Source organism: Mycobacterium sp. MYCO198283 (assembly GCF_021213805.1).
Taxonomy (GTDB): domain Bacteria; phylum Actinomycetota; class Actinomycetes; order Mycobacteriales; family Mycobacteriaceae; genus Mycobacterium.
The window spans coordinates 303,447-327,527 of sequence record NZ_JAJQJI010000003.1 but is presented as its reverse complement, the minus strand read 5'-3'; the positions used below and the strand labels follow the sequence as shown (position 1 = coordinate 327,527).

General features: G+C 70.2%; 21 protein-coding genes and 1 pseudogene. 6 read left to right on the top strand and 16 right to left on the bottom strand.

Features of this window, described 5'->3' with window-relative positions:
• Window positions 1-21 precede the first annotated feature (21 nt).
• Entirely contained in the window at window positions 22-1,155 is a 1,134-nt protein-coding gene (locus tag LV457_RS08175; RefSeq protein ID WP_232170449.1) for a TetR/AcrR family transcriptional regulator, read from the top strand.
• Here the strand turns inward: LV457_RS08175 and LV457_RS08170 are convergent.
• From LV457_RS08170 to LV457_RS08150, 5 genes are all read right to left on the bottom strand, one after another.
• Window positions 1,152-1,559, bottom strand: coding sequence for a DUF779 domain-containing protein (locus LV457_RS08170; protein ID WP_232170275.1), 408 nt, complete (start codon window positions 1,557-1,559; stop codon window positions 1,152-1,154). The two genes, LV457_RS08175 and LV457_RS08170, sit on opposite strands and share 4 nt — an antisense overlap.
• Window positions 1,560-1,563: 4 nt before the next feature.
• Complete coding sequence (adh, locus tag LV457_RS08165) at window positions 1,564-3,087, bottom strand: aldehyde dehydrogenase (protein WP_232170274.1); 1,524 nt, start codon at window positions 3,085-3,087, stop codon at window positions 1,564-1,566.
• 88 nt (window positions 3,088-3,175) lie between these two features.
• On the bottom strand, window positions 3,176-5,938 hold the full coding sequence (locus tag LV457_RS08160) for an AAA family ATPase (protein WP_232170273.1): 2,763 nt from the start codon (window positions 5,936-5,938) through the stop codon (window positions 3,176-3,178).
• 611 nt (window positions 5,939-6,549) lie between these two features.
• Window positions 6,550-7,035, bottom strand: coding sequence for a hypothetical protein (locus tag LV457_RS08155; protein WP_232170272.1), 486 nt, complete (start codon window positions 7,033-7,035; stop codon window positions 6,550-6,552).
• A 54-nt stretch (window positions 7,036-7,089) separates the two neighbouring features.
• Window positions 7,090-7,518 (bottom strand): hypothetical protein, encoded by a 429-nt coding sequence (locus LV457_RS08150; RefSeq protein ID WP_232170271.1) that lies wholly within the window; start codon window positions 7,516-7,518, stop codon window positions 7,090-7,092.
• Between the two features lie 94 nt (window positions 7,519-7,612).
• On the opposite strand from LV457_RS08150, the gene LV457_RS08145 reads away from it, so the two are divergent.
• Window positions 7,613-7,960, top strand: coding sequence for a hypothetical protein (locus LV457_RS08145; protein ID WP_232170270.1), 348 nt, complete (start codon window positions 7,613-7,615; stop codon window positions 7,958-7,960).
• A pseudogene (locus LV457_RS08140) lies at window positions 7,953-10,010 on the top strand (prolyl oligopeptidase family protein); the annotation flags it as partial. The gene LV457_RS08145 and the pseudogene LV457_RS08140, both read left to right, overlap by 8 nt.
• Before the next feature lies 1 nt (window position 10,011).
• Here LV457_RS08140 and LV457_RS08135 read toward each other — a convergent pair.
• Genes LV457_RS08135 through LV457_RS08120 form a run of 4 tightly spaced genes read right to left on the bottom strand, consistent with a single transcriptional unit; the run spans window position 10,012 to window position 14,359 of the window.
• Window positions 10,012-11,352 carry a cytochrome P450 gene (locus tag LV457_RS08135; protein ID WP_232170269.1) on the bottom strand — a complete coding sequence of 447 codons (1,341 nt, stop codon included), beginning with the start codon at window positions 11,350-11,352 and terminating at the stop codon, window positions 10,012-10,014.
• Between the two features lie 22 nt (window positions 11,353-11,374).
• A complete protein-coding gene (locus LV457_RS08130) occupies window positions 11,375-12,238 on the bottom strand; it encodes a hypothetical protein (protein ID WP_232170268.1) in 864 nt (287 codons plus the stop codon).
• A gap of 12 nt (window positions 12,239-12,250) precedes the next feature.
• A complete protein-coding gene (locus tag LV457_RS08125; RefSeq protein ID WP_232170267.1) occupies window positions 12,251-13,777 on the bottom strand; it encodes an aldehyde dehydrogenase family protein in 1,527 nt (508 codons plus the stop codon).
• 60 nt (window positions 13,778-13,837) lie between these two features.
• Window positions 13,838-14,359: a mycothiol transferase gene (locus tag LV457_RS08120; protein ID WP_232170266.1), complete on the bottom strand. Its 522-nt coding sequence runs from the start codon at window positions 14,357-14,359 to the stop codon at window positions 13,838-13,840.
• A gap of 124 nt (window positions 14,360-14,483) precedes the next feature.
• On the opposite strand from LV457_RS08120, the gene LV457_RS08115 reads away from it, so the two are divergent.
• Window positions 14,484-14,930, top strand: a complete 447-nt coding sequence (locus tag LV457_RS08115; protein WP_308192178.1) for an SRPBCC domain-containing protein — start codon at window positions 14,484-14,486, stop codon at window positions 14,928-14,930.
• Here the strand turns inward: LV457_RS08115 and LV457_RS08110 are convergent.
• The 5 genes from LV457_RS08110 to LV457_RS08090 form a co-directional block, all read right to left on the bottom strand.
• Complete coding sequence (locus tag LV457_RS08110) at window positions 14,927-15,319, bottom strand: VOC family protein (RefSeq protein WP_232170447.1); 393 nt, start codon at window positions 15,317-15,319, stop codon at window positions 14,927-14,929. The two genes, LV457_RS08115 and LV457_RS08110, sit on opposite strands and share 4 nt — an antisense overlap.
• A 25-nt stretch (window positions 15,320-15,344) precedes the next feature.
• Window positions 15,345-16,730, bottom strand: coding sequence for an alpha/beta hydrolase family protein (locus tag LV457_RS08105; RefSeq protein WP_232170264.1), 1,386 nt, complete (start codon window positions 16,728-16,730; stop codon window positions 15,345-15,347).
• Window positions 16,727-18,124, bottom strand: a complete 1,398-nt coding sequence (locus LV457_RS08100; protein ID WP_232170263.1) for a lipase family protein — start codon at window positions 18,122-18,124, stop codon at window positions 16,727-16,729. The genes LV457_RS08105 and LV457_RS08100 overlap by 4 nt, the downstream gene beginning before the upstream one ends.
• Before the next feature lie 76 nt (window positions 18,125-18,200).
• Complete coding sequence (locus LV457_RS08095) at window positions 18,201-19,019, bottom strand: SDR family oxidoreductase (protein WP_232170262.1); 819 nt, start codon at window positions 19,017-19,019, stop codon at window positions 18,201-18,203.
• A gap of 88 nt (window positions 19,020-19,107) precedes the next feature.
• Window positions 19,108-19,311 carry a hypothetical protein gene (locus tag LV457_RS08090; protein ID WP_232170261.1) on the bottom strand — a complete coding sequence of 68 codons (204 nt, stop codon included), beginning with the start codon at window positions 19,309-19,311 and terminating at the stop codon, window positions 19,108-19,110.
• Between the two features lie 80 nt (window positions 19,312-19,391).
• Between LV457_RS08090 and LV457_RS08085 the strand changes: the two genes are divergently transcribed.
• The gene (locus tag LV457_RS08085) at window positions 19,392-19,892 is read left to right on the top strand and encodes a MarR family winged helix-turn-helix transcriptional regulator (protein WP_308192176.1); all 501 of its coding nucleotides are present in this window, start codon (window positions 19,392-19,394) and stop codon (window positions 19,890-19,892) included.
• On the opposite strand, the gene LV457_RS08080 is transcribed toward LV457_RS08085, so the two are convergent.
• On the bottom strand, window positions 19,831-21,381 hold the full coding sequence (locus LV457_RS08080; protein ID WP_232170260.1) for an FAD-dependent monooxygenase: 1,551 nt from the start codon (window positions 21,379-21,381) through the stop codon (window positions 19,831-19,833). The two genes, LV457_RS08085 and LV457_RS08080, sit on opposite strands and share 62 nt — an antisense overlap.
• 23 nt (window positions 21,382-21,404) lie before the next feature.
• Here LV457_RS08080 and LV457_RS08075 point away from each other — a divergent pair, with 23 nt between their 5' ends.
• Entirely contained in the window at window positions 21,405-21,902 is a 498-nt protein-coding gene (locus LV457_RS08075) for a MarR family winged helix-turn-helix transcriptional regulator (protein ID WP_232170259.1), read from the top strand.
• Window positions 21,903-22,385: 483 nt separating this feature from the next.
• Here the strand turns inward: LV457_RS08075 and groL are convergent, their stop codons facing one another.
• A complete protein-coding gene (gene groL / locus LV457_RS08070) occupies window positions 22,386-24,011 on the bottom strand; it encodes a chaperonin GroEL (RefSeq protein ID WP_232170258.1) in 1,626 nt (541 codons plus the stop codon).
• Between the last annotated feature and the right edge of the window lie 70 nt (window positions 24,012-24,081).

Here is a 24,081-nt window from a genome sequence, read left to right as displayed (position 1 = left end):
GCGGGTTCGGGCACCGACCGCGTGCGGCGGCGTCCCCGGGACCGTAAGGCGCAGATCGCCAAGGCCTCCGCCGACGCCTTCAGCGCGGCGGGCTACCACGCCGTCAGCATGGAGCACATCGCCTCGCGGGTCGGCATCACCGCGGCCGCGCTGTACCGGCACGCGCCCGGCAAGTACGACCTGTTCCGCGACGCGGTGCTGTCGCTCGGGCAGCAGCTCGTCGACGCCACCGCCGAACCCGCCGACCAGCTGGCCGACGTCGTCGACGCGCTGATCACCACCACGCTGGCCAACCGGACCGCCGGCGGGCTCTACCGGTGGGAGGGCCGCTACCTGCGCGGCGACGACCGCGCCGAACTCGCCCGTCAGCTCAAGCTGGTCAACCGCCGGGTGCAGGCGCCGCTGGCCGCGCTGCGCCCCACGCTCACCTCACGGCAACGCTGGACGCTGTCGGCGGCGGTGCTCAGCGTGATCGGGAGCATCACCGACCACCGCCACGGCGCGCCGGCTGCCGCCGTCCGGCGCCTACTGCACACCGCGGCCGCCGACATCGCGGCCGTCCAGCTCCCCGACGCAGCTCCGTCGCGGGCCGCGCCGCCCGCGGGTCGGGCGCCGGCCGCGAGCACCTACGAGCGGCTGCTGAGCGAGTCGATGCGGCTGTTCGACGAGCGCGGTTTCCGCGAGGCCGGGATGGACGACATCGCGCTGGCGGTCGGCATCCCGGCGTCGGGCATCTATCGCTTCTTCCCCGGCGGCAAGACCGACATCCTCGCCACCGCGTGCCGGCGCGCCGCGGACCGGCTGTCGGCGGAGCTCGGGAGGGTCGCGGCGAGCGCCGACGATCCACGCCGCGCCGTCGCGGCCCTCGTCGACGCCTTCGTCGCGCAATCGATCGCCGATCCGCACGCGGGATACGTGTACTTCACCGAACGCCACCACCTGAGCGAGCCGGACGTGTTGGCGCTCACCAGCATTCGGCATGCGACCGTCGAAGCGTGGGCCCGGCTGGTGACGGCGGCCCGTGCCGACCTGACGCTGGACCAGGCGCACTTCGCGGTGCACGCGGTGTTCGCGCTGGCGGTCGACCTGGGCCGGCTCGCCGTGGGCGACGAGGTGCTGCGGCGCGTGATGACCGCGGTGTTGCTCGGCGGCTAAGGCCGCACCCCGCGCGCCCACTCGGCGCCGGTGATCGGCGGCTCGGCGTCCAGCGCAGCCAGTTCGTCGGCGTCGAACGCCCGGCCGCGCGACAGGAACCGCATGCCCTCCGGCGCCTCGATGCTGAAGCCGCCGCCGCGGCCCGGCACCGCGTCGATCACCAGCTGGGTGTGCCGCCACGCCGCGAACTGCGGTCCGGAGATCCACACCGGGGTGTCGGCCACCACACCGAGCAGCACGTCGCGGTCGCCGACGATGAAGTCGCCGTCGGGATAACACATCGGCGACGACCCGTCGCAGCAGCCACCCGACTGGTGGAACATCAACGGTCCGTACCGGATTCGCAGCCGCGCCAGCAGCTCGGCGGCCGCGTCGGTGATCAGCGCGCGCGGTGGTGCGGGCATGGGATCAGAAGAACCCCTGCGCCTTTGTGCTGTAACTCACCAGCAGGTTCTTGGTCTGCTGGTAGTGGTCGAGCATCATCGCATGGTTCTCGCGGCCGATGCCGGACTGCTTGTAGCCGCCGAACGCCGCGTGTGCCGGATACATGTGGTAGCAGTTGGTCCACACCCGGCCGGCCTTGATGTCGCGCCCGGCGCGGTAGGCGATGTTGCCGTCGCGGCTCCACACCCCGGCGCCCAGGCCGTAGAGCGTGTCGTTCGCGGTGGCGATGGCGTCGTCGTAGTCGCTGAAGCTGGTGACGGCAACGACGGGACCGAAGATCTCCTCCTGGAAGATCCGCATCCGGTTGTCGCCGGTGAAGATCGTCGGCTGCACGTAGTAACCGCCGGCCAGATCGCCGCCGAGGTCGGTGCGCTCGCCGCCGGTGACGACCTTCGCGCCCTCGGAGCGTCCGATGTCGATGTAGGACAGGATTTTCTCGAGCTGGTCGTTGGAGGCCTGCGCGCCGATCATCGTCTCGGTGTCCAGCGGATCGCCCTGCCGTACCGCCTTGGTGCGGATGGCGGCCAGCTCCAGGAACTCGTCGTAGATGTCGGCCTGGATGAGGCTGCGCGACGGGCAGGTACACACCTCGCCCTGGTTGAGAGCGAACATGGTGAAGCCCTCGAGCGCCTTGTCCTGATAGTCGTCGTGGGCGGCCATCACGTCGGAGAAGAAGATGTTCGGGCTCTTGCCGCCCAGCTCGAGCGTGACCGGGATCAGGTTCTGCGACGCGTACTGCATGATCAGCCGGCCGGTGGTGGTCTCGCCGGTGAACGCGATCTTCGCGATCCGGTTGCTCGACGCGAGCGGCTTGCCCGCCTCGAAGCCGAACCCGTTGACGACGTTCAGCACGCCCGCCGGCAGCAGGTCGCCGATCAGCGACATCAGGTACAGGATCGACGCGGGGGTCTGCTCGGCGGGCTTGAGGACGATGGCGTTGCCGGCGGCCAGTGCGGGCGCCAGCTTCCACGTCGCCATGAGGATCGGGAAGTTCCACGGGATGATCTGCCCGACGACGCCGAGCGGCTCGTGGAAGTGGTAGGCAACCGTGTCGTCGTCAACTTGGGAGAGCGAGCCCTCCTGCGCGCGGATGGCGCCGGCGAAGTAGCGGAAGTGGTCGACCGCCAGCGGCAGGTCCGCGTTCAGCGTCTCGCGAATGGGCTTGCCGTTGTCCCACGACTCGGCGAGTGCCAGCGACTCCAGGTTCGCCTCGATGCGGTCCGCGATCCGGTTGAGGAGGAGCGCGCGTTCTGCCGGCGCGGTCTTGCCCCACGCCGGCGCGGCGGCGTGGGCGGCGTCGAGCGCCCGCTCGATGTCGACGTCCGTCGACCGCGGCACCTCGCAGAACGGCTGGCCCGTCACGGGCGTGGGGTTTTCGAAGTACTCGCCGCCCGCGGGCGGTACCCATTCACCGCCGATGAAGTTGCCGTAGCGGCTCTTGAAATTCATGATGGCCCCGGTGCTGCCGGGACGTGTGTAGACGGTCATGACGACTCCCTGGGCGAGCGGGTGTAACCCGGCTCACATTACGCGCGCGCGGGCGCTTCGAACCCCCGGCGGCCACACCGTGAGGGGTTCACCGTCGTTCTCCGTCTTCGGCGTTCAACCGTGCGAACAGCTGCGCGCGTGATCGGATCCCGAGCTTGCGGTAGACGGCGCTGAGATTCATCTCGACGGTCTTCGGCGCCAGGAAGAGCTCGCCGGCGATTTCTTTGTTCGACAGCCCCGCTGCGGCGAGGTCAGCCACTCGCTGTTCGGCCGGAGTCAGCACCGAACCCTGCCTCCCGGAAGCGCTCAACCTGTCGAGCTCGGCGCGGGAGCGCGCCGCCCACAGCGGGCTGCCCAGTTCCTCGAAGGCGGTCAGCGCATCGGTCAGTGACGTGGCAGCGGCCTGGCGTTGACGGCGACGGCGTTGCAGCTGACCTTGCAGTAGCAGGGTACGAGCCCGCTCGAAGGGCATCGGCAGTCGCGCATGGTGGCTCATCGCCAGCTCGACGTCGTGCGTTGCGGCGGCGAGCGACCCGCGCGCGGCATCGATCAGTCCGCGACACCGGGCGCCCGTCGCCAACGCCCACGGCCGGTCGAGGCGGGTGCCATTCGCTTCCAGCGCAGCGGTCAACGGTTCCGCCTCGTCCACCCGCCCCAGAGCACACAACGCTTCGACCGCGTCCGGCAGATAGCCCCCGAGCACGATCTCCGTATCGCGATCGGGATCGAACGACGCAAGCAGCGGCGTGAGCACGTCGAGCGCGGCGGCGTAGTCGCCCACCGACACCTCGACGAACGCAAGGCACGCCAGTGGCGCGACGCTCAGATAAGAGCTGCGACAGGCGTGCGCGGCCGCCAACGCGGCACGACTACCGTCGCGTGCCTCCGCCGCGTGCCCGGTGTACGCCGCAACGGCCGCTCGATTGCTCAGGGCGTTCGCCACCACGAGGTGGCCTCCCATCGCCTCCGCGCGCCGGAGCGCATCATCGGCGATGCGTTCGGCGTCGGCGTAGCGGCCGAGCCAGATGTCGACCATCGCGGCGTGGCCGGCCACGAAGAGGACGTCGATCTCGGCGCCGCGATCCGAGAAGTGCCGAGCGACTGTCCGCAAGGCGGTGCGCGCATCTTCCAGTCGCCCCTCCCAGCCGGTGATCACCGCAGCGACCCCGTCGGCATGTGCCGTCGGTGCGGCGCTCACGTCGCAGTCCTTCAACTCCAGCGCCGCCGTCAACGCCGTCCGATCGACACCCATCCCGTTCAGGAAACGCGCGAAGACATAGCTCGTGAGCGCTTGGCTGCGAAGCGCCGGATCACCCATGCGGTCGGCCAGCGCGACGGCGTCACGGGCATGCTCCAACGCGCTGGTGCGGTCGCCGAGGAGGATCTCCATCGGTGTCAGGTGGTGGAGGACCCGTTGTCGCAATCCGTCTGATTCGGCGTGGCGAAGGGCGTCGTTGAGCGCCGTCACGGCGTCGGGGATGCTTCGGCTGTGGCCCTCCACGGCGGCCCGGAGTATCAGCGCAGCACAGCTGAGCGCTCCGCCGGTCAAATGGGGTTCGAGGTGGTCCAGATGCGTTTGCGCTTGCTGCAACGCCCCCGCACGGAAATGCTGCTCCGCGGCGCGCAGCCGACGCTGGACGGTATCGCCCCCGACGGTGATCGCCAGGTCGAGTAACTCGGCGGCGGCGCTGTACGCGCCGCGGCGAGCCGCGCGGGCGGCGGCGTGGTCCAGCGCTTCGAGGGTGGCGGGATCGGAGTCGGCACCCAACGCGAGGTGCCGGGCGCGCACCTCCGGTTGATCAACGACTGCGGCGAGCCGAGCGTGCGTGGATCTGCGTTGCGCGGGCTCGGCCCGGCTGTAGACGCCGTGCGCGAGAAGCGGGTGGGTGAAGCTGACGCGGGGACCGTCGATGCGCACGACGCCGGCCGCCTCGGCGTCACCGAGCGCGTCCACAACACGATTCGGGGTCACGTCCATGGCCAGGGAAAGCAGGTCGATGGTCGGTGCGGCTGCGCTCGCGGCAGTGAGGAGCAGGTCCGCGGCCTCGCCGTCGACGGCTCCGAGCCGGCGATTCACCACCTCTGCCAACGACTCGGGCATGCCGTCCGCACTGTGAAGGGAGTCGGCGCCCAGCGCACGCGCGAACTCGATCGCGTAGAACGGATTGCCGCCGGACAGGGCGTGCACCCGCGCCATCAGCGGACGCGGCAACGTGCGACCGACGCGGGTCCTGACGACGCCGTGGAGACTCTCGAGCGACAACGGCTTCAGGCGGATCCGCGTCAACGCCTCCGGGCGCGGCATGTGCAACCACGTGGCGATGTCCGCCACGCCGGGTTCGCCGGTGCGGGCGGTCATCAACAGTCCGATCCGGCCCCGCAGCCGGCGAGCCGCGAAGCCGACGATCACGCGGCTCGACACGTCCAACCATTGGACGTCGTCTATGCCGACGATCACCGGTGCTGCGTCGCTGAGACGCTCGACGATCGTGAGGAATGCCGCGGCGAGCGCGCGCTCGTCGGCTGTGGTTTCGTCGGTACCGCGCAGCAACACTGCCTGCACCGCGGCACGCTGCACCGGGGGGAGGTCGTCCAGGACCGCCGGCTCGAGGTGCCCGAGCAAGTCGGCGAGCGCCGCGTAGTTCAGCCGCGCCTCCGCGGCGGCACCGCGCGCCGAGAGGACGACGCAGCCCGCGTCGACCGCCCGCTGCACCGCGTCCAGCCAGACCGTCGTCTTGCCGATGCCCGGCTCTCCCTCGATGACCAGCGCAGTCGGACCTTCGGCCACCCGCAGCAAGAACTCGTCCACGGCACGCGATTCCGCCTCGCGCCCCACCCCCAGATCGGACACCAACGCATCGTGACAAGCGCGGCGGACGCGGGCAAGCGATTCCGCAAACAAACTTTGTGGCAGCAAACGACCGAACAATACCAGGGGAAACCCTGTATCGCCGTAACCGGCTCGCCTCCTAGCGTTTCGCTAGCGCACAGACCTGCAACGGAGGCGGCATGACATCACCGAAAGCCGGGGTCGATCCCCCGGTGGCCGCATCTGCGGCCCGCGTCGAGCCGCCTCGGCGCAGCCGGCGAGCGAACCGCGCATTCGCGACCGCTGCGTCGCCGGCATTGCCCAGAGCCGACGTCAACCTGTGGTGGGCCGTCAAACGGCTCGGCGCCTAATCATCGAACCACTGCGACCACCACACGAACAGAGGAGGTGAACCCATGATCCGCAAGCTGACCCGACTGGCCCGCGGCTTCCGCATCAAGTTCTGACCCGCTCAGGCGACCTCACGAACGAAGGAGGTGACTCATGATCCGCAAACTCAACCGGCTGGCCCGCTGCATTCGTGTCGGGCGCTGACCTGCCCGGCACGACCACTCGTCTTGAAGGAGGTGACCCCATGATCCGCAAGCTGACCCGACTGGCCCGCACCTGCAGGCCCGGTCGCTGAACCGGCCTCACCGACCTCGGAGTCCCGAAGGAGGTGACTCATGATCCGCAAACTCAACCGGCTGGCCCGCTGCATACGTGGCCGGATCTGAGATCCGTCGTAGCCGTACCTCGAGGGGAACGGCGGCGAGGGACAGCCCGGTGCGGAACGCGACCGAGGACCCCTCTCCGCCGACCTCCCACACTTGTGACAGAAGGAAATTTCGATGGGCGCTCAGCGTCGCACGACTCCGGTCGCGTCGCCAGCTCGACCCGGCGACGCCTGCGTCGATTCGCGGCTCGCATTCGATACCGACGTGCACTACCGGGTCAGCAAGCGCGGGCTGGTGCTGGCCGGGGGGACCGGCGAGACCGTTCTCTTCGAGCACCCTCGCGCCGCTGAGCTGCCCGCACTCCTCGCGCAGGGGCCGACACGAGACGAGCTGGAGCAGCGCCTCGGCCCGCCGCTCGACCCCGGGCTGATCGACGACCTCGTCGATCTCCACATCCTCCACCGGGACGGCTCGGACGTGGGCGGCGGGCCGGCACCGTCAAGGCTCGCGCTGACGTCATCCGGCTTGATGGTGCCCGGCATCGCCACCCCTGCGCGTTGGCTCGACCGATTCCTGGTGCCGGCGGTCCTCCACCCCGTCGGCAAGCTGGCACTGTGCGGCGTCGTGGTCGCCGGGATCGTCGCCCTGTTCGCCGGGCGCCCCGACGTCCCGATGGTGAGCGACACTCCCGCGCTCGAAGCGTTGCTGATGATCGCGCTCGGTGTCGTCACCGTCATCGCCCACGAGCTGGCGCACGCCGTGGCGCTGGTGCACTACGGCCGAACCCCGCGTCGCGCCGGTTTCGGCTTCTACTGGGGCGCCGTGTCGTTCTTCGTCGACTCGACCCCTGCTCTCACATTGCCGCGACGGCAACGCGCCATTCAGGCGCTGGCCGGGCTCGCCGTCGACACCGTCATGACCGCGGGCTTCGCCGTCGCGTCGCACCTGGTGTCCGACCCCATGCTGAGCATCGTCTGCTGGCGCCTCGCCATCCTGGGCGCCGTCGAAATCGTCGTGAACCTCGCCCCGATCTTGCAGGGTGGACGGTCACTGGGCGCTGGCCGACTGGCTCGACGAACCCGACCTCGGTCCCCGGGCCCGACGGGCGCTCGGCAGCGCGCTGAGATGCCGGCCGGCTCCGGGCGAGCGGTGGCTCGCAGCCTACGGCGGCTTCAGCCTCGTCGCCGGCATCGGCCTGCTGCTCCTCACGGCGGCGGCGTTCTGGGCGACCACACGCGACCTCATCGCCGACCTGTTCGCCGGAAACGCAGCCGAGTTCGCGCTCGGTGTCTACTACGTCGCCCCGATCACCGCCGGTCTCATCCTCAGCGCGATCGGGCTGCTGCTAGAGCCCGTGCTCGCGGCGACGCACCCCGGCGACCGGTAACCCAGGACGGCGCGACCGCCCGGTGGCTGACAGGATGCCGGGCATGGCCGACTCCGACGATCCTTACCTGTGGCTCGAGGACATCACCGGCGACGAGGCGCTCGACTGGGTCCGCGCGCACAACGAACCGACGATCGCCGAGCTCTGCGACGACGACTTCGAGACCATGCGCAGCGAGGCGCTGGAAGTGCTCGACACCGACTCCCGCATCCCGTATGTGCGCCGGCGCGGCGAGTTCCTCTACAACTTCTGGCGGGACGCCGAGAACCCGCGCGGGCTGTGGCGGCGGACGAGTCTGAGCTCGTACCTCACCGAAGAGCCGGACTGGGATGTCGTCATCGACGTCGACGAGCTCGCACGACTCGACGGCGAGAACTGGGTGTGGGCCGGCGCCGACGTCATCGAACCGGAACGTTCCCTGGCGCTGGTCAGCTTGAGCCGCGGCGGGTCCGATGCGGCGATCGTTCGCGAATTTGACATGCGCACACGGCATTTCGTCGACGGCGGCTTCGAGCTCCCAGAGGCGAAGACCGACGTCGCGTGGGAGGACTCCGACACCGTCCTGGTCGGCACGGACTTCGGTCCCGGCTCGCTCACCGACTCCGGCTATCCGCGGATCGTCAAGCGGTGGCGGCGCGGTCAACCGCTGGCGGACGCCGAGCCGGTGTTCGAGGGCGAGGCCTCCGACGTGCAGGTCGCCGCCGGTGTCGACCGCACCCCCGGCTACGAGCGCACGACGCTCATCCGGGCGCTCGACTTCTACACCTGCGAGCGCTGGGAGCTGCGCGACGGCGAGCTGCTTCGGATCGACGTGCCCCTCGACGCGTCGTCGGTGTCGGTACACCGCGGCTGGCTGCTGGTCGAGCCGCGCACCCCGTGGGTGGTCGGTGACCGCACATTTGCGCCCGGCTCGCTCGTCGCCGCCGACTACGAGCAGTTCCTCACCGGCACCGCCGAATTGCGCACGGTGTTCGCACCCGACGCGCACAGCTGCCTGCACCAGTACGCCTGGACGCGCGACGCGCTGGTGGTCGTCACGCTCGTCGACGTCGCCAGCCGCGTCGAGGTGTACACCCCGGGCAGCTGGGACGCGACGCCGATCACCGACATCCCCGCCAACACCAACACCGTCATCGTCGACACCGACGAACACGGCGACGAGATCTTCCTCGACTCCAGCGGATTCACCACGCCGTCGCGGCTGCTGCACGGCACACCAGGGGGCGCGCTCGCGGAGATCAAGCGGGCACCGTCCTTCTTCGATGCCGCCGACCTGGCCGTCGACCAGCACTTCGCCACCTCCGCCGACGGCACCGCGATCCCCTATTTCCTGGTGCGCCACCGCCACACGACCGCGCCGGGGCCGACGCTGCTCGGCGGCTACGGCGGCTTCGAGGTGAGCCGCACGCCGTCCTACGCCGGCGTGCTGGGCCGGCTGTGGCTCGCTCGCGGCGGGAGCTACGCGCTGGCCAACATTCGCGGCGGCGGGGAGTACGGGCCGAGCTGGCACACCCAGGCCATGCGGGAGAACCGGCACAAGGTCCACGAGGACTTCGCCGCTGTCGCAAGCGATCTCGTCGAGCGCGGCGTCACCACCGTCGCGCAGCTCGGCGCGCAGGGCGGCAGCAACGGCGGGCTGCTGATGGGCGTGATGCTGACGCAGTACCCGCAGCTGTTCGGCGCGCTGGTCTGCAGTGTGCCGCTGCTGGACATGCGGCGCTTCCACCTACTGCTCGCCGGCGCGTCGTGGATGGCCGAATACGGCAACCCCGACGATCCCGCCGACTGGGAGTTCATCTCCGAATACTCGCCCTACCACCACATCTCGGCCGACGCCGACTATCCGGAGCTGCTGATGACCACCTCGACGCGCGACGACCGGGTACACCCCGGGCATGCGCGCAAGATGACCGCGGCGCTGGAGGCGGCCGGCCACCGCGTGCGCTATTACGAAAACATCGAGGGCGGCCACGCCGGCGCGGCCGACAACGCCCAGGCCGCCTTCCAGTCGGCCCTGGCGTACGCCTTTCTGCACCGGGTCCTCAACTGAGTCACGCGCGCACCGCTGGCTGCACGGCGAACTCCAGCGTCAGCTGGTTGAGCGTCATCGGCAGCGGTCGATCGGGAGTCGGCCGGGGCGATGAGGTGAGCTCGAACGTCAACGCCCGCAACAACTGTGCCAGCAGCGTGCTGGTGGTGAACAGCACGAGGTTGCGACCCGGGCAGACCGCCGGCCCGGCACTGAACGGCACCAGCTGCGGATAGCGCGCCGCGGTGCCGTCGAGCCAGATGTCGGGGGCGAAGCGGTGCGCAAACGGCAGCGAGTCGTCGCGGTGGAACGCCGGCGTGACGATCATCAGCGCGGCGCCGGCCGCGACGGTCCACTGATCGTCGCCGCTTCCCCAGGTGGTGTCGGCGGTGGTGTCCCGCAGGATGGTCGGCGTCGTCGGCCAGAGCCGGACCGATTCCTGCACGCACGCCCGCAGGAACGGGCGCAGCGCCGGTTGGTCCGGATCCGCCGCGTCGGCGAGCGCCCGCGTCCGCTCGTCGGGGTGTGTGGCGAGCAGGGCCAGCGCGCGCGCCGTGGCCATGCCGGCGGCGTCGAACGCGAAGATCCACTGCGGCACCTGCCCGACGGGGTCGACCGCGCCTCCGGCCGGCACCTCGGCGAGCGCGGCCAGCAACGTGCCCGGCTCCGGCGACTCGGCGTAGGCGTAGAGCCGTTCGAAGAACTGCGACCGGCGCTTGTGGTGCGGCAGCGCGGCGAAGGACCAGTTGCCCGCCTTGCGCAGCCGCAGCAGTAGGTCGGTGATCTTGTCGTCGTTGCGGGCGGCGTCACCGAACGCGATGCGGCGCACCAACTTCCACCACGCCGTCGTGAACGTCGACGAGTCGAGCCGGCCGCGCACCGCGGCGTCGTCGGCGATGCGCCGCGCCTCCTCGGCGATCTTCTCGGCGAACAGCGGCGCCATCCGGTGCACCGGCAGGTCGGTGTCCAGCGCGGCCTCGTTCACCAGCCGCCGCTCGGCGCGGATCGGCCCGCGGCTGATGAGCACACCGCGCGGCTGATGCCACTGCAGCGTCTTGCGCTTCTCCCGGTTGGCGGGATGGAACGGGTCGGGCGCGCCGTCGAGGACGCGGGCCACGTCGGCGGGATCGATGACGACGAGGATGCGCCGCCCCGGGATCACCAGCTCGACCGGGCCGGCGCCGTACCGCTGCCGCAGCAGCTGCAGCCGGCGCACCGCCCGCTCGTCGGCCTGCATCTTCTCCAGCAGCCGGACCACCGGCCGGCGCCGCGCGATCACGCCCGCGGCGATCGAGGAGAACCCGAGGTCGGTGAGCGTCGCCACCGCCGCCATGCCGCTGATGCGCGCTCCGCTGCCCGTCACGGGCAGCGATTACCCGGGCACATCACCGCGAAACTGCCGCCCGGCGTTCCCGTCGCGCGCCGCCGAGCGCCGAGAGCACCACACCGCCGACCACCAGCGCACCGCCGGTCGCCATGGTCACGTTGAGCCAGAAGTGCGCGCTCTCCTCGGCCTGCGCGACGAGCACCGCGGCGATGGCACGGACGTTGCCGGTGGTGGTGTCCAGCGCATTGGTGATGTCGCCGCGCACCACCTCGATCGCCGCCCAGCCGGCCGCGCCGACCAGCAGGGCCGACACCCCCAGCGCCGCCACCGCCCGTCCCCGCGACCGTGCGGCCGCGATCGTCAACAGCGCGAACAGCGCCGTCAGCGCTGCCGACCCGATGCTCACCCACGGTCCCCAGGTGGCCAGCGGCCGGAGCTGCCCGGGCCGCAGCGCATCCGGCGCCGACACCGCCACGGGGATGCTGACGTCGTCGGGGATGTCGACGCCGTAGCGGCTCAGCGCGTCACGCAGGTCGGTCGAATTGATCATCGGCCCGAGGTCCACCTGCCACCTGCCGACGCCGTCGGTGCGGGCGCGGTCGGTGAACACCCAGCCGTGCGCGAACAGGTTCACCTGCCCGAACTGGTGCGGGAAGTCCGGGCCGGCGACATAGGACGTCGCCAGCCCGCGCACCAGCGGCTCCTGCACGTCGTAGCCGCCCGCCTGCGCGTAGTCGAGGACCCGCGCGCTGATCTCGGCGGCCATGGCCTCGCGCAGCGACGGGTCGGCGGCGGCTTCCTCGGCGAGCGCGGCGTAGCCGTCGGGCCGGATGACGGTGCGTTCGGCCCAGCCGGCCGGCACCGCCACGGCCAGCGACGCCGTCGCCAGCAGCCAGAGCAGCGCCGTCAGAACAAAGCGCACCCCGGAGGCGTACTAACGCGTCCTCTTGGCCACCTTCTTGGGCCGCGCCAGCGCGACGCGCGTCATGAGCTTGTTCATCCGCTCGAGCGCCTTGAGCGAATTGTTGTAGTAGTTGCCGCCGGCGCCGGCCGCGGTGCGCGGCACCGTCACGGTCTCCTGCCGGCAGAACTTGCGGAGCCCGTCGGCCGCCCCGAAGCGCGCGCCGATGCCCGACGCCTTCCAGCCGCCCATCGGGGCGGTGGTGCACATCAGGTTCGCGACGACGTCGTTGACGTTCACCGCTCCGCAGTCGAGCTGCGTGGCCAGCGCCCGCGCCCGCTCCACGTCGCGGCTGAAGATCGACGCCGACAGGCCGTAGGGGCTGTCGTTGGCCAGCCGGACGGCTTCCTCGACGGTCTTCACCTTCATGATCGGCAGCGTCGGGCCGAACGTCTCCTCGGTCATGCACGTCATGGAGTGGTCCACGTCCACCAGCACGGTCGGCTCGTAGAAGTAACCGGTGCCGCCGGCGCGCTTACCGCCGGTGAGGACGCGCGCCCCCTTCGAGCGGGCTTCCTCGACGTGGCTCTCGGTGACCGCCAGCTGGTTGGCGTCGATCATCGCGCCTACCGAATTACCTTCGCCCGCACCAAGCTTGAGTGACTTGACGTCGCGCAGCACGGCCTCGACGAACTGGTCGTACACCGATTCCATGACGTAGACGCGCTCGACGGAGACGCACATCTGGCCGGCGTTGAACATGCCGCCCCACACGGCCGCGTGCGCTGCCAGCTCGACGTCGGCGTCGTCGAGCACGATCATCGGGTCCTTGCCGCCGAGCTCCAGGCTCACCGGCGTGAGCCGGCGGGCGGCGCGCTCCATGACCTTGCGGCCGGTGGCGGTAGATCCGGTGAACTGGATGTAGTCGGAGTTGTCGATGACGGACTCGGACACCTCGCGAGCGCCCTGCGCCAGCGCGAACACCTCCGGCCCGCCCGACTCCAGCCAGCCGCGCAGCAACACCTCGGCCGTCAGCGGCGTCCGCTCCGACGGCTTGAGCAGCACCGAACAACCGGCGGCCAACGCGCCGAGCGCATCCATCAGCGCGTTGGCGACCGGGAAGTTCCACGGCGCGATGATCCCGACCACCGGGCGCGGCCGATAGTGCACGGTGATCTTCTTGATCGCCAGAAAGGCGACGGGCGCGGGCCGGTTCTCCGGCGCCAGCGCCTTTTCCATGGTCTTGAGGTAGTAGCTGATGATGATCAGCAGCAGCGGCACCTCCTGTGAGGCGTCCGCGGCCGACTTGCCCGTCTCGGCGATCAGCAGCCGTTCGATCTCGGCCCGGTTGCGCTCCAGCCAGATCGCGTACCGCGCGAGCACCTTCGCGCGTCCCGCCGGGCCGCGGTCTTCCCACTCGCGCTGCGCCTTGCGCAGGCCGTCCGCGATCCGAGGGACGTCGGCGGGATCGGTCCAGCGCACCTGGCCGGCGACGGCGCCGGTCGCTGGGTTGAGGATGGTGCCGGATTCCGGCGAGGCGACATCGGTGGTGGCGGTCATGCGCCCCATCGTAACCGGCGCTGTGACGCAGGTCGCACCGGGTTTGACAGGCGTCAAGTGCTACGGCGCGATGCCCCGGAGATAGGCGGCCTGCCCGAGGTGCTGCGCGCAGTCGTCGACGATGCTCACCAGCCGCATGCTCGCCGTCACCGGTGGATCCCAGTTCGTGTCGATCACCCGCGCCAGCGCCTCGGCGTCCAGGCCCGCCACCACGCCCAGCGTCATGTCGTGCACCGCGTGGTAGTAGTCGGCGAGCAGCGGCACCGGCGCGCGCACCTTGCCGACGTCCTCGGCGCTCATCCCGTAGCCGGTGGCGTCACGCGGCAGGTCGAGGCCGAACCGGTCGACCCAGCCGTCGCGCAACCACACATCGTCGCGGCCGGCGATGTCGCAGACCTGCGCGTCCTGCACCCGCGCGCTGTGCCACAGCAGCCACGCGATGCTGTTGGCGGCCGGGGTCGGCCGGTAGGTCGCGGTGTCGTCGGAGAGGCCGTCGGTGACGGCATCGACGTGCTCGACGAGGCGGGTGAACAGGTCGCGGAGCAGCTCCCGCGCCGAGCGGGCATCGTCGGTGGCGGCCATGTGAGCCAACCTACGCCCGAGCGCCGGGCGTGTCGGCGGGACGGTCGCAGCCCGGTGCGGAATCCTTGACGCGATGAACCTCGACGCCACGCTGACGCGCAGCGGTGAGTACTGGGTGCTGACCATGACGCGCGAGCTCCCGCATCCGGTCGAGTCGGTGTGGGCGTGGCTGACCGACCCGGATCGGCTGCGCCGCTGGTCGCCGGTGGTGCCCGATCGCGCGCTGGAGCGCGTCGGACCCGCCGACATCCAGGAGGATCCCGATGCGGCGGTGCTCGACGGTGAGGTGCTGGCCGTCGACCCGCCCCGCGAGCTGGTGCACCGGTGGGGCGCCGACGACGTCCTGCAGTGGCGGCTCACCCCCACCGCGGCCGGATGCCGGCTGATGCTCGACCACTCGATGCCGTCGCCGGAGGCGTCGTCCCGCATGGCCGCGGGCTGGCACCTGTGCCTCGACGTGCTCGCCGGCACCATCGACGCGCCGGCCCGCCGCCGCGTGGCCGGCGCCGCGGCCACCGAGATCGGGCTCGACTCGCTGCGCGACGCGTACTCGGCGCGGCTCGGCGCTTAGCTGGTCGCCGGCCCGCCGCCGTGGAAGACGGCCTCGACGTTGTTGCCGTCGGGATCGCGCACGAACGCCCCGTAGTAGTTCTCGTGGTATTCCGGCCACAGCCGCGGCGCGTGCAGCGGCTCGGCGCCCAGGGCGAGCGCCGTCCGGTAGAACGCCTGCACCGATTCCGCGCTGTCGGCGGCGAACGCGATGTGCACCTCGCGGTTCGGACCCGCCGCGTCGCCCGCCGACGCATCGGAGATCCAGAACGACGGATGCCCGTCGCGGCCGTATCCGATGGCGACGCCGAAGTCGAGCTGCCGCGAACAGTCGAGGACGTGCAGCACCTTGTCGTAGAAATCCTGCGAGCGCGCCCAGTCGGCGCAGTTGATACCGAAGTGGTCGATCACGGAAGCCATCGTAGGCAGCGAACCGTCAGGAGCCGGGCAGTCCGGTCCGCGGAACCCCCGGGGTCCCCAATCGCCCGGCGAGCCACGGCAGCGCCGCCGCGAACGCCTTGCCCGCGTCGGCGAAGTCGTGCTCACCGGCGTAGGGCACCACCGCGCACTCGATGCCGTAGAAACTGCTCAGCGCGCACAGGTAGCGTGCCGTCGCCCCCGGATCCAGCACGTTCGTCTCGTCGTCGACCTCCGGCGGCGGCGCGGCACCCGGTGGCGGCGGGGCCCCCGAGCGGTACTCCACCGGTCCCTCGCGCGAGGTCGAGAACCAGCCGGCCACCCCGTCGTATCGGCCGTGCCGGCTCATCACCGTGCGTGGATCGAACCGCGCCCACGCCTGCTCGTCACCGTCGAACAGCCGCGCGATGGTCTGCTGGCGGTCGCCGGCGAACGGGCCTCGCTGCCCGTCGATGTCGACGAAAGCGCTGAACAGCTCCGGGTGCTTGACGGTCAGCAGCAGCGAGCAGGTGCCCCCCGACGACCAGCCCGCCACGCCCCAGTTGGCCGGGTTGCGGCTCACCCCGAATTCGGAGATCACGTACGGGACGATGTCGTCGGTGATGTGTTTGGCGGCGTTGCCGCGGGGCCCGTCCACGCACTCGGTGTCGTTGGAGAACGTGCCGCTGGAGTCGGCGAATACCACCACCGGCGTGTTGCCGCCGTGCTGGGCGGCGAAGTCGTCGAGCGTCTGCTGCGCGTTGGCGGCGACCAGCCAGTCGGTGGGGTGGCCGAACTCGGCGTGGATCATGACGACCACCGGCAGCGGCGGCGGCGGCTTGCTGGCATACCAGGCCGGCGGCAGGTAGACGAACTCCTTGCGATGCCGAAACCCCGACGCGGCGTCGGGGATGGTCACCTCCACCACGGTGCCCTTGGCCGGTGACGCGCCCGCATCCTGCAGCCGAGCCACCCCGCTGCGGTCGGTCTGGCCGGACAGCGGTGCCCCGGTGGCGCGGGCCCACGCGTCGCCCACCGTCGGGAGGTAGGCCAGCCACTGGTTGACCACCAGCGCCGCGCACAGCAGCGCGATCGGCACGGCCAGCACGGCCACCACCCGACGCCACCAGTGCACACCGCGCCAGCCGGCCGCCACCACGACGACGGCGATCCCGCTGAGCGCCACCCACACCCACAACGTCACCGGCGGCGGTTCACCGGTCCAGCCCTGGTGTTCCACGTACCAGCGGACCGCCAGCGCCGACACCACCCCGACGACGGCTGCCACCGGCATCCACACCGTCCACCATCGCCGCGACCGCCGCGTCACCGCGAGCACCACCACCGCGACACCGACGGCCTGCAGCGTCACCGGCGCCCAGCCGTGCAGCAGCGACACCTCGGCGGCGAGCGCAGCCGTCGTCATGGCGTGGCACCCGGTGCGGTGCCGGTGGGCGTCTCGCTCGGCTCGGCCGATTCGGTGGGCGTCTCGCCCGGCTCGGCCGATTCGGTGGGTGTCGGCTCACCGCCCGCGGGCGGGGCGCCCCGGGTGGCGCAGTCGTTGATCGGCGGTGTGCCGGCGACCCTGGCGTTGATCCACTCGACCGCCCGGGGCACGTCGACGAGCACCGGGTGCCCGGGCTGGCGTTCGATCTGGATGACGTCGCCGTACCCGCAGGCGCGATCCAGCGCGATGTCGGTCCACGCCGGGGGCATCAGCGGATCCTGCTCGCCGTAGATCACCCACATCGGCTTGGCCGTGACGCCCTGCGGCAACGTCGTCTTGCGCAGGAAGCCCCGCAGCACCTCGACGGCGTCGGCGCTCGCCGGGCGCAGGTCGTCCGGCGACAGCTCAGCGGCCTCGCCGTAGAACTGTTCCGGCTGGCGGCCGTCGCAGGCCAGCACGTCGTCCCACTTCTGTTGGGCGCCGCCGCGGCGGTAGTCGTCGAGGTTGAAGTCGGTGCCGAACGCGTTCTCCAGCGAGTTGAGGTATGCGACGTACATCCACTTCTGCGCTGCGGTCAAGGTGCCGGCGGCCGCCGCGTCGGCGAGCCCCTGCACGTCGGCGAACGGCGCCACGCTGATGGAGCCGAGGAAGGTGAGCCCGCCGCCGAAGTTCGTCGCCAGCTCGTTGGCCGCCCACGCCGCCTGACCGCCCTGATCCACGCCGACCGCGGCCCACTGCGCGGACAGTTCGGGCACCACCTTGCGCGCCGCGCGCACGGAGTCGATCAGGTTGAACCCCACGGTGGTCGAATCGAGATACGGGTGCTTGACGTCGCCGCCGCCCAGCCCCTGGTAGTCCGGAACCGTCACCGCGAAGCCGGCCCGCAGGAACCCGACCACGGTGGACGACAGCCCCAGCAGGTCGCGCGACCGCGACGGTGCACACAACCGGTCGATGCCCGTCGTGGGATGCCCGAGCGCCACCGTCGTCCACCCCTTCTGCGGCGCCGGCCCGCGGGGCACGAACAGCGTTGCGGTGGTCGGGAGCAGGTTGTTGTTGGTGCCCAGCACGGAGATGTAGGTGATCCGGGCCGTCAGCGACGCCGCGTCCCGCAGTTCGATGCTGCGGTCGGTGAGCAGGTAGGCGTCGACCAGCGAGCCGTAGTCCTTGCCGCCGTAGTCACCCTTCAGCTTGGCGCCCGGCTCGCTGGTGGTGGCCGCCACCGAGGGCGCGGAATCGTCACCGCACCCGCTCAGCGCGGCGCACACCACCATCGCGGAGAACGCCAGCGCCGCCGTGCGCCGCAGTCGCCGGGATCCGGCGGGCACAGGCGTCGTCAAGCCGAGGCGTCCGCTACCGAAGAGTCTTGGCACCGCACCATCGTAGAGAGGCGCCGCGTCCGCCGGCCGTCCTCGTCGCCGCGCGACGCTCACCGCCGACCGGACGCCGTCAGGCCGAGCGGTCGCGGCGCAGGCCGGGATGCTGCCGGGCCAGCGTCGGCAGCAGCACCCGGCGCGGCAGCAGCGTGAGCAGGCGGGTGCTGAGCTTGTTCGGCAAGCCGGCGATCACGGTGCCGCCGTCGCCCGCGAGCGCGTCGACGCCCACTTTCGCCACGTCCCGCGACGGCATCCACATGAACTTCGGGAAGGCGTCGGCGAACGTCCGCTCGTCCATGCCGGCCCGCTGCAGGAACTCGGTGCGCACCGGCCCCGGGCACAGCGTCACGACGGTGACGCCGGTGCCGGCGAGCTCTGCCCGCACCGCCTCGGTGTAGGAGTGCACGAACGCCTTGGTGGCCGCGTAGCCCGCCTGGCCGGGGAACGGGTGGAAGCCCGCCGTCGAGCCGACGTTGAGGATGGCGCCGCGGCCCCGCGGGACCAGCTGCTGCACCGCCCGGGTCGTGAGGTCGATGACGGCTTCGACGTTCACGCGGACCTGCTGCAGCTCCTTGGCGACCGTCGTGGTGGCGACCGCGCCGATCGTCCCCAGGCCGGCGTTGTTGACCAGGATGTCGATCGTAAGCCCGCGGCGGGCCACCTCGTCGAACAGCGTTGCGCGCGCCTGCTCGTCGGCGACGTCGCAGGCGATGGTCTCGACGCGCACGTTCGTCAGCTCGCCGGCCAGCGCCTGCAGCTTGTCGGCGCGACGGGCCACCAGCGTGACGCCGTGCCCCCGGGCCGCCAGCTCGCGGGCGATGTCGGCCCCGATGCCCGACGACGCGCCCGTCACGAGCGCGGTGGAGGTGGCGGACGGCGGCGGCAGCGGCATGGCGAGCACGCTACCGCTGGGTTTGCGTGCTGGCACAGTGTGCGGTTTCATACGCGACACGCCGAGCGTCCGGTATGAAACTGCACACTCACCACGTCCACGCGCAGCCGCGCGACAGGAGTGCCGCCCCCACGCGGTCGAGGAACACCTTCGGCTGCCGATGCAGCATGCCGCTGGTCACCCGGACATCGATCCAGCCCAGCTCAGGCAGCCGCGCGTACCGCTCGACATCCCAGGTGCGCTGCCGGGCATCCGTCCAGTGGTGCGCTCCGTCGAAGTCGACGCACCCCACCAGTGGGGCTGACCCTGATCAGTCCTTGGCTCGACGCCACGGGAAACCATCCAGCTGGTCAGATCTTGTCTCGTTGAGGAGTGCTGACGCCGCAGTTCATCTTCGGCCAGTCGTCTCTAGTGCTATTATCTAGTCCACTATGCAATCACGCACTGGAGATCCAGCCAAGGTCACGACGACAGCGGGCACAGACGGGCGACTGGGTGAACAACTGTCGTTTGCGCTCTACGGTGCGGCGAACCGGATGGTCCGGCTGCACAAGCCGTTCCTCGAGCCGTTGGGGCCCGCAGTACCTGGTCATCCTGGCATTGCTCGACGGTGCACCCCAGACCGTCGGTGCACTTGGTGCCCGTTTGGACATGGACGCAGGCACCATCACGCCGCTGGTCAAGCGGCTGGAAGCCGCAGGGATGGTCTCGCGCGTCCGAGATCGTACCGACGAGCGACGGCAACGGGTGGCGGCATGGTCGCGCCGTATCACCGGGTGTTTGCGGGCGCCACCGTCGTCGGCGCCGTCCGCTATTTGGCGATGTCTTTGTCTGTTTGGGACGGTCGACACCCCGCGCCCATCCATTCGGTGATTGCCGTAGTGAGTCCTGGGACGTCGATCGGTTCGTCGTTTTCCCTTAGCCAGGCGATGTATCCGTCGGGGCGGACGAGCAGGGCCTGAGGAGCTCGGACTCCGTTGCCGCCCGGGATCCATTGCGCGGGCGTGTTGTCGTCCAAGCGGCCCTGTACATACCGAAGACGGGGGTGCCACCGCTGTGCCACGTCGCCGAGGTCGTGGTCTCCGAAGTTGAGCAGGAGGAACTTCGCGTCATGGAGCAGGTCAAAGAGTCGAGTGGTGCAGCCGGCCTCGATCAACCCCAGGTTCGGCACACGGCGACCCATGAGCGGGTGGTCGTCGTCGCCATACCGGACGCCGAGGCCGCTCTGCGCGGTACTGATGCTCACGCACACCTCGGGTGTCGCAAGCATTCGACCCACCACGGTGCGGAGGGCGTCGACCTGTAGACCCGGCTTGAGCAAGGCGGTTTGTGCCTTGGTCATCGAGATGGCGGCAGCGCCGACCGGATGGCGCTCACAGTGGTAAGTGTCGAGGAGAATCTCGGGCCCACCGCTGAGGACGGCGGCGAGTTTCCAGCCGAGATTGACGGCGTCTTGGATTCCGAGGTTTAGCCCTTGGCCGCCAATGGGCGAGTGGGTGTGAGCTGCGTCGCCGGCCAGGAACACCGGGCCCTGGCGGTACTGGGCGGCGTGGTGCACAGCGTCGGTGAACCGTGATACCCACCGGATGTCACTGAGTCCGAAGTCGGTCTGCAAACCCCGCACCAGAGCGGTTCGCAGTTCCTCAATGGTCGGCGCAGCGCTGCGGTCGGTGGGCGGTGACAGCAAGGGCACACTGACGCGGTGCCAATCGGGTTCGGTCTGGCTGACCTGGGCCATCCCGACAACCGGAGTACGCAGGAACGGCTCGTGCGGCGGATCGGTGAGGCGTGCGTCCGCCACGATCCAGTGCGAGGTCGCGTCCTCGCCGGGAAACGGAATTCCTGCCAGCGTGCGCACTGCGCTGCGGCCGCCGTCGCAGCCAATCACGTAGTCGCAGCGCAAGGTCGTCCACTCCGAACCGCTGTCGATCGAGAGCTCGACACCCCGCTCGTCTTGATGGAGCCCCACAAGCGCTGCACCCCAGCGGATTCTGACACCGAGCTCGAGTGCCCGCTCGAGGAGGAGACGTTCGGTTTCGTGCTGGGCGAGGATCATGCCGTCGGGCCACCCCGGCACGTGATCAGAGACCGACATCGGCATCGCTCCGAACAACACCGTTGGCAGCCGGCGGCCCCGTTGGTCGAACCGTTCGAGTAGTCCACGTTGATCCAGCATTTCCAGCGTGCGAGCCTGAATTCCAGGGGCACGGGACTCTCCGACGGTTCCGGTGGGGCGCTTCTCCACGACCAGTACGTCGGTCCCACCCAGTCGCAATTCGCACGCCAGCATGAGGCCGGTCGGGCCCGCCCCGACGACGACAACGGATACGCGATTATGGGAGTCGATCGCTTCGATAGGCACCTATGTAATATACATTGGTGCCTATGGAAAGCATAGACGCGGCCGGCAACGACCTGCTTGACCTGGGGCGGCTGATGACCCGGGCATCACGGCTCTATGCCGCCGCCGCCGACCAAGCCCTGGCTCCCCTGGGGCTTCGGCACGCCTACATACCCGTGTTGGCCCTGTTGCGGGACGGTCAGGGCATGACACAGACTGCTCTAGCGCACTCCGCGGGAATGGAACAGCCCTCCATGGCACAACTGCTAAGCAGAATGCGCCGCGATGGTCTCGTGTCGGTCTCCTCGGACCGAGCCGACGCCCGTCGTCGGATTATCGAACTCACGCCCGCGGCGCTCACCGTCCTCGCCGACGCCCGCGGCCGACTCGTCGAGCTGCAGCACCGCGCGCTGACGGAAATCAGCCCCGCGGATGCCGCCGTCCTAGGACGCGTCCTGGCCCAGCTCATATCGAATCTGGCTACTCATAGCGGAATTGAGCTCGATGGCGAATTACCCCTGCGGCCTCCCACGGCCCAATGACCCCGGGGATACCCCCATAACCCCTCAGGAACAGCCGTGGCCGTCCTACTGGGGCCAGGCGGAGTTGACATAGCCACCTTCCAGGTGGCAGTGCTGTGGCCACGGCGACTACTCCCCGGCGGTTCGACCACAGCCACGCCGCGTAGGCCCGCCCGACCGCTGTCTTCGGCGCCCTTCAGCGTCCACACCCCGGGATAGACCGCCACGCAGCAGCGGCGGAGCTCCCGAAGCGTCAGCGCTCCGTCGTTCAGTGCGTCCGCGGCCCGGAAAGGCCATTCCGTCGCGTGCATCACCGGACCGTGCCACAGCCACAGCGGTCGCCGACGCGCTGCCTGCGGTTGTCCACAGCCTGCCGGCGCACATCGTGCGAATCCGGGCACGGCCAGCGGCGAGTCGCGGATGAAACCGCACAATCAGCGCGCAAGGACACAACGGCAAGAGGCCCGGCCTGCCGACGCAGACCGGGCCTCCCGAGCGAACTTCCTAGAAGTCCATGCCACCCATGCCACCGGTCGGGTCGCCGGCGGGTGCGGCGGCCTTCTCCGGCTTGTCGGCGACGACGGCCTCGGTGGTGAGGAACAGCGCCGCGATGGACGCCGCGTTCTGCAGCGCCGAGCGGGTCACCTTCACCGGGTCGGCGACGCCGGCGGCGAGCAGATCCTCGTACTCACCGGTCGCGGCGTTCAGGCCGACGCCCTTGTCGGAGTTGCGGACCTTCTCGGCCACCACACCGGGCTCCAGGCCGCCGTTGAAGGCGATCTGCTTCAGCGGGGCTTCGAGGGCGACGCGCACGATGTTCGCACCGGTCGCCTCGTCACCGTCGAGCTTGAGCTCCTCCAGCGCCGGGGCCGCCTGCAGCAGCGCGACGCCGCCACCGGCGACGATGCCCTCCTCGACGGCGGCCTTGGCGTTGCGCACGGCGTCCTCGATGCGGTGCTTGCGCTCCTTGAGCTCCACCTCGGTGGCAGCGCCGGCCTTGATCACCGCAACACCGCCGGCCAGCTTGGCCAGGCGCTCCTGCAGCTTCTCGCGGTCGTAGTCCGAGTCGCTGTTCTCGATCTCGCTGCGGATCTGGGCCACGCGGCCGGCGATGGCGTCGGAGTCGCCCGCGCCCTCGACGATGGTGGTCTCGTCCTTGGTGACCACGACCTTGCGGGCCTGGCCGAGCAGCGCGATGTCGGCGGTCTCCAGCGACAGGCCGACCTCTTCGCTGATGACCTGGCCACCGGTCAGGATCGCGATGTCCTGCAGCATGGCCTTGCGGCGGTCACCGAAGCCCGGGGCCTTCACGGCGACGGACTTGAAGGTGCCGCGGATCTTGTTCACCACCAGGGTCGACAGCGCTTCGCCCTCGACGTCCTCGGCGATGATCAGCAGCGGCTTGCCCGACTGGATGACCTTCTCCAGCAGCGGCAGCAGGTCCTTGACGGTCGACACCTTGGAGCTGACCAGCAGGATGTAGGGATCCTCCAGGACCGCTTCCTGCCGCTCGGCGTCGGTCACGAAGTAGCCCGAGATGTAGCCCTTGTCGAAGCGCATGCCCTCGGTGAGCTCCAGCTGCAGACCGAAGGTGTTCGACTCCTCGACGGTGATGACACCCTCGTTGCCGACCTTGTCCATGGCTTCGGCGATGAGTTCGCCGATCTGGCTGTCGCCGGCGGAGATGGCGGCCGTGGCAGCGATCTGCTCCTTGGTCTCGACCTCCTTGGCCGAGTCGAGCAGCGTCTGCGTCACCTTCTCGACGGCCTTCTCGATGCCGCGCTTGAGGCCCAGCGGGTTGGCGCCGGCGGCGACGTTGCGCAGACCCTCGCGCACGAGCGCCTGGGCGAGCACGGTGGCGGTGGTGGTGCCGTCACCCGCGACGTCGTCGGTCTTCTTGGCGACTTCCTTGACCAGCTCGGCGCCGATCTTCTCGTACGGGTCCTCCAGCTCGATCTCCTTGGCGATGGACACACCATCGTTGGTGATCGTGGGGGCGCCCCACTTCTTCTCCAGGACGACGTTGCGGCCCTTGGGCCCCAGCGTCACCTTTACCGCGTCGGCGAGGCTGTTCAGGCCCCGCTCGAGGCCGCGGCGGGCCTCTTCGTCGTAAGCAATTGTCTTGGCCATTGCGAAGTGTTTCCTCCGGATTGGGGATGCACGTCTTCTCGGCCGGGTGCAGTGCCCGCGACGGACGGCT

What these genes read in the sequence shown, in the direction of transcription:
- LV457_RS08170 (WP_232170275.1), bottom strand. Translation starts at nt 1,559, where the DNA reads ATGCCCGCACCACCGCGCGCGCTGATCACCGACGCGGCCGCCGAGCTG.
- adh (WP_232170274.1), bottom strand. Translation starts at nt 3,087, where the DNA reads ATGACCGTCTACACACGTCCCGGCAGCACCGGGGCCATCATGAATTTC.
- LV457_RS08125 (WP_232170267.1), bottom strand. Translation starts at nt 13,777, where the DNA reads ATGACCGCCACCACCGATGTCGCCTCGCCGGAATCCGGCACCATCCTC.
- LV457_RS08120 (WP_232170266.1), bottom strand. Translation starts at nt 14,359, where the DNA reads ATGGCCGCCACCGACGATGCCCGCTCGGCGCGGGAGCTGCTCCGCGAC.
- LV457_RS08115 (WP_308192178.1), top strand. Translation starts at nt 14,484, where the DNA reads ATGACGCGCGAGCTCCCGCATCCGGTCGAGTCGGTGTGGGCGTGGCTG.
- LV457_RS08105 (WP_232170264.1), bottom strand. Translation starts at nt 16,730, where the DNA reads ATGACGACGGCTGCGCTCGCCGCCGAGGTGTCGCTGCTGCACGGCTGG.
- LV457_RS08095 (WP_232170262.1), bottom strand. Translation starts at nt 19,019, where the DNA reads ATGCCGCTGCCGCCGCCGTCCGCCACCTCCACCGCGCTCGTGACGGGC.
- LV457_RS08075 (WP_232170259.1), top strand. Translation starts at nt 21,405, where the DNA reads ATGGAAAGCATAGACGCGGCCGGCAACGACCTGCTTGACCTGGGGCGG.
- groL (WP_232170258.1), bottom strand. Translation starts at nt 24,011, where the DNA reads ATGGCCAAGACAATTGCTTACGACGAAGAGGCCCGCCGCGGCCTCGAG.